Annotated in this window: 4 protein-coding genes and 1 pseudogene; all 5 read right to left on the bottom strand. The window is 26.5% G+C overall.

Going from position 1 to position 5,052, the window contains the following annotated elements; all coding sequences use genetic code 4:
* Positions 1–333: 333 nt before the first annotated feature.
* On the bottom strand, positions 334–1,902 hold the full coding sequence (locus EHU54_RS04400; RefSeq protein WP_400249133.1) for a PTS transporter subunit EIIC: 1,569 nt from the start codon (positions 1,900–1,902) through the stop codon (positions 334–336).
* A gap of 35 nt (positions 1,903–1,937) precedes the next feature.
* The gene (locus EHU54_RS04395) at positions 1,938–2,510 is read right to left on the bottom strand and encodes a hypothetical protein (RefSeq protein ID WP_400249132.1); all 573 of its coding nucleotides are present in this window, start codon (positions 2,508–2,510) and stop codon (positions 1,938–1,940) included.
* A gap of 187 nt (positions 2,511–2,697) precedes the next feature.
* A complete protein-coding gene (locus EHU54_RS04390) occupies positions 2,698–3,654 on the bottom strand; it encodes an L-lactate dehydrogenase (RefSeq protein ID WP_400249131.1) in 957 nt (318 codons plus the stop codon).
* Positions 3,655–4,326: 672 nt separating this feature from the next.
* Positions 4,327–4,629, bottom strand: coding sequence for a prolyl oligopeptidase family serine peptidase (locus EHU54_RS04385; protein ID WP_400249129.1), 303 nt, complete (start codon positions 4,627–4,629; stop codon positions 4,327–4,329).
* A gap of 101 nt (positions 4,630–4,730) precedes the next feature.
* Positions 4,731–5,052: pseudogene (locus EHU54_RS04380) on the bottom strand (alpha/beta hydrolase); the annotation flags it as partial.

The following is a 5,052-nucleotide window of genomic DNA, read 5'->3' as shown; positions in this document are numbered from 1 at the left end:
ATTTTAAATATATTTTATAGGAATTTTAAAATAACTAGGTTATGCAAGAAGTCTATTATATTTTTTACTTATTCTACTTTTACATTTCTTAATATAATTCTAACTTATTTTTAGAAAGAATTAATTGTAACAAAAATGGGTTTATTGCTAATAAATTAAAAATTATAATCCCTTAAAATAAATAGCATTTCATATTTTCCACATTGCATAGTTTTTGTATAATAATTATAACATTCTAAAATATAATGTTAATAGATATTTAAAAAGTTCATGGAAAGGTGTTATTTTATAACACCTTTCCATGAACCTAAATAATAATATATTTGTTATCCATTAATGATTCCACATTTCATGATAATTCTTGTGAGTAATTCGTGGTAAAATCGTTTCTCTTCGACCAATAAAAGGATAATCAAAATAAAGAATTGCTTTCCAAAATATTGGCATAATAATAACAAATCAAATAAGAGTAAAGACTGGGACTCAGAAGAAATTAGTTCCTTTGGCCACTGGAATAATTCCTCTGTAAATAAAATCAATTAAACCATTAACAAACAATACTCAAATGTGCACATCAAGCATCGACATAAATAAACCATTAAGACCAGCAAGTGGCGTATAAACACAAAAATATAACATTGGTGAAATAAAGAAAGTAAATAAATTAATAATAACATTATTCCCTGTTAAAATGGTAACCACCACAATTGCTGTCATTAAAATTGCTGTTGGCATGCGGTTTTCTTTTTTACTAGTTAAAATAATGGCCGTACTAATTGCTAACGAACCACCAAAGACAAACGCATAATTTGGTGGTAATTTTAGTTGTAATAAATGACCAAAATTACTAGATAAAAACCAATTATAAGTTTGTGCAGAATAACCATTTGCTTGTGGTAACCGGTCAATTGGTAGTAAATTAAGTCAATCTAAAATTGTTAAATGATGTTCTTCAAATGTTGGTTGGTTAATAAAATCCCACACTTTTTGAATTGTGGCATTATTCCAAGTATCATCAAAAATATTGTGTATTCAACCATAATGCACGGCAATATTTTTGAATAAATTTTCAAACTCTGTTTGACTTAATAATTCAACATTTGAGTTAATAAATAAATTAGTAACAAGATCTTTAAAACCAAATGGAATTAATAATGTATTTAATAGTTCATAAACAAAAGCAGCTCCTAAAAAATGGTTTGCATTTTGTTGTCACATTCATTGATAAATATGGTTTAAAACAATTGCAATTACAATTCATAGTAATAAGAAAAATAACGCTAAGAACATACTTGCTAAAACAACAAGTAAGGTAACAAATGGAAAACCATTTAATAAACCAAATGGTTTTGCCAAGCGTAAATCAATACACTTAATGTAAATGTATGATGTAATAATTCCTACTGTTATTCCCCCTAAAATTGACGTATTTAAAGTAACAAGGCCAAAACTTGAGCCTAAAAACATTGCTAAATTTTTACCTTGGTAAAAGAAGAGAATACTTGTTACATAAAGTTTTCCTTCTGGGATTATTTTATATTGAATTAATGCATATTGCATCACAATGAAAAATAAAAAGCCAGTAACAGCAATTGCTACAGCTTTTACATTGTTGGTAATACTAATCACTGTTACTAAACAAAAGATAATTGATAAATTGTTAAAGACTGCTTTTCCAATCTTAATACAAACATCACCAATCGTTAGGGCAACAAAATTACTAGTATATTCTTGTAAAATCATGCCAATTCCATAAATTAAAACAATTAATAATAATGGAATAATTATTAAAGTAATAATTTTAATAAAATATTCATAAATATTTCTAATTTTAATTTTATTACTATTGTTACGATAGCCTTTTCCGTTTTTTCTAATTTGATACAACCTATCAATTTTCAAAATTATTGTCTTTTCTTTACAAACAAATTAATTTTTTATTCATGGTAAAACTGGATTTTGTCAGTTTCTGAACTAAAAAATGGATAAGGCTTAATATATTGTTGTGAAATATTGATATTATATACAACACCAAAATTAATAATCTTCTTGTCTTCTTTTACTTGTCCAAGAACTGATAAACGAATAAAATCAGTAATATATTTTGATTCAATTGTCTTAATTATAAATTGACCATTTTGTTCTTGTAATTTAAAATCAGCAGTGTTAAAAGTATATTTTGACAAATCTTCTATTTTTTGGTCTCCTTTTAAATTAGTTTTCATACTTAATGTAGTAAATTTAAATTTTGGATATTTTTGAACAAATTCTGCTCAAGTCTTAGCATAGTTTCCATATTCAAAAACTAAAGCTTTTTGATTATTGACAAAACCAGAGGCAAGTTTTTGCGCAGGAAAAGTATCTGTTCCTGTCATACTTGCAATACTATATTCTACCGCCTCTTGTGCAAATTCATGCGCTTGAACTGTTGAAGTTCCTTTATTAATATTTGGCATACCTGCAACTGAAATCGTTGTCGCTGCAATCATTCCTAAAGTAAATCTTTTCATATTTAAAAACTCCTTATTTGTATATATTAAATTGATATTGTTGATAATTGATACATAGTTAATACATGGTTGATATAAAAATAGGAAATCCTATGAGATAATGATACCACATTTTTCTTTTAAAAAAGAAAAAAATATTATAAATTTAACATAAAAAAAAGACTTAAAAAGCCTTCCTAAATATTACTTATTTTAATGCTGCAAGAGCAATATTTAAAGCTTCATGTAATTGTGTCGCTGATTTTTCAAATTTAACTTGCTCTTCTTTTGTTAATTTTCACTCAATAATTTCTTCAATCCCATTAACACCAATAACTGCTGGTACACCAATGTAAGTTCCCTTAACATTATATTCACCTTCACATTTTGCACCAATTAAAAAGGTTGATCTTTCATCATTTAAAATTGCTTTTGCAATTGATGATAAACATACACCAATTCCATAAAAAGTTGCTTTTTTCAAATCAATGATTGTATAAGCCATTTTCATCATTTGTTGGTGCATATCTTCTAAATCTTTTTCTGTTAATTTTCCTTCTGCCACAAAATCAGCCATTGATTTTTGCATAATTGAAGCTTTTGATCAAACAGAAACTGATGAATCACCATGTTCACCCAAAACATAAGCATTAACACTAGCTGGAGCAATGTTTAATTTATTACCTACTAATCTTCTTAAACGTGCTGAATCTAAAGTTGTTCCTGAAGAAATAACTTTATTTTTTGCATAACCAGTTACTTTTTGATAAACTGATGCCAGAACATCCACCGGATTTGAAGCAATTAGCGTAACACCCTTAAAACCTGAGGCTTTAATTTTTAAAGCAATATCTTGCATAATTCTTGCATTATCAGCAACCATATCTAATCGTGTTTCACCATCTCGTTGTGGTCTTCCTGCTGTAATAACAATTAAATCAGCATCTTTACAATCACTATAATCACCAGATTTAATTGTACTAAAACGATTTTCTAAAACAGCAGTTGCATCTGATAAATCAATAGCATTCCCTTCTGCTGCTTGTCGAAACGCATCAATTAGCAAATAATGTTGTGCAATACCTCTGTTCATCGCTGAATATAAAAAGCTGTTTCCAACCATTCCACATCCTACTAAAACTACTTTTCTCGTTGAATTTTCCATATTTCTTCTCCTTTTAAAAATATCCTACTTTATTATAGCAAAAAAATAAAAAATTTTTTAAAAAGACTCAAAATAGATGGGTTTTTATAATTAAAATTATAAAAAAGATATTTTTTATTATAAATTTTGTTTTTTTTTTCTTTTTCTACTCTACATTTATATTGTTTTAAAAACTAGGGTAACACAAGAAAAGAATATCTTTTCAATAACATTATATAACATAAAAATAATTTTACAGGGTACCATAAATATGTTATCACATAGTCGTGATTGACAATCGTTTTACTACTAAATAATTTTACAGGGTACCATAACGGAAAATCCTAATTGCTATTACAATCTGCAATATGATAAATGTTTAGACTCTATTTTAATTTAACTTTTTAAGTTGTAATAATTCCTCAAATAAATCAGAATACAGAAATAATTCAAGTTTCTTGCTTTCTAACCTATCAATGCGATATAATTAAATATGTGTAAAAATTACACACAATAGAAAAAACTTTAAAAACTTTTATCAAAGGCAACAGATAAAATTTTTAAAGCTTTGGATTCCAACAACTTAAAATTAATGAATAAGATTTACGATGTTAATTTCAAGTTTTGGCAATAGTTTTAATTACTTAGAACACCTTTCTAGCAAAGGTGTTTTTTATTTGTTTAATTTACATTTTAAAAATTTAAATTGCATTTATTTGCGAATGACAATGTTTTTTCTCAATATGCTTGTTGATTAGCAATTAAGGCGCCAGTATGTGCTGTTTTCTGAACAAGAAAAATTTCAATTTTCGCATTTTTATTTTGTTGTAAATAATACATTACAACAGAATTATGGTATTTCACAAAATTATCTTTTGTTCCATGAATAAATAAAATTGGTAAATCTTGTAACCGGTTATTTTCTTTTAGTAAATTCATTTGTTTTAAATTTGTTTTTGAATGTCGACGAAAATTTTTATTAATTCCTAATGACATTAATCATCACGGTAATTTGATATATTTATGTAAAAAAGCCCGAATCTGTTGGACTGGTTGTGAAAACGGACAATCAACAATTAATCAATCAATTTTATTTTCTAAATAAAACTGATGGGCATATTAAAGGCAGTTGATGCTCCCATACTAATTCCAAAAACCCCAATAATAGTTGGTGTTTTATGTTTTTTCAACCATGTAATTAAAAAATTTAAAATAATGGCATTCGTCACACATAAATCTGATTTTTGACCATAAGTATTTCCATGGGCATATGCATCAAAAGTTAAAATATTATAACCAGTTTGATAAAAATGATATACGTTTCGTAACCCCAAATATTTATTTCGTTTAAAGCCATGTAAACCAACAACTCACTTTGATGAATGTGGATGTTCTAACATTAAAGTACTAATTTTATTA

This window comes from Spiroplasma sp. ald (assembly GCF_044714355.1).
Classification (GTDB): Bacteria; Bacillota_I; Bacilli_A; order Mycoplasmatales; family Mycoplasmataceae; genus Spiroplasma; species Spiroplasma phoeniceum.
This window is presented reverse-complemented; position numbering and strand designations above follow the sequence as displayed.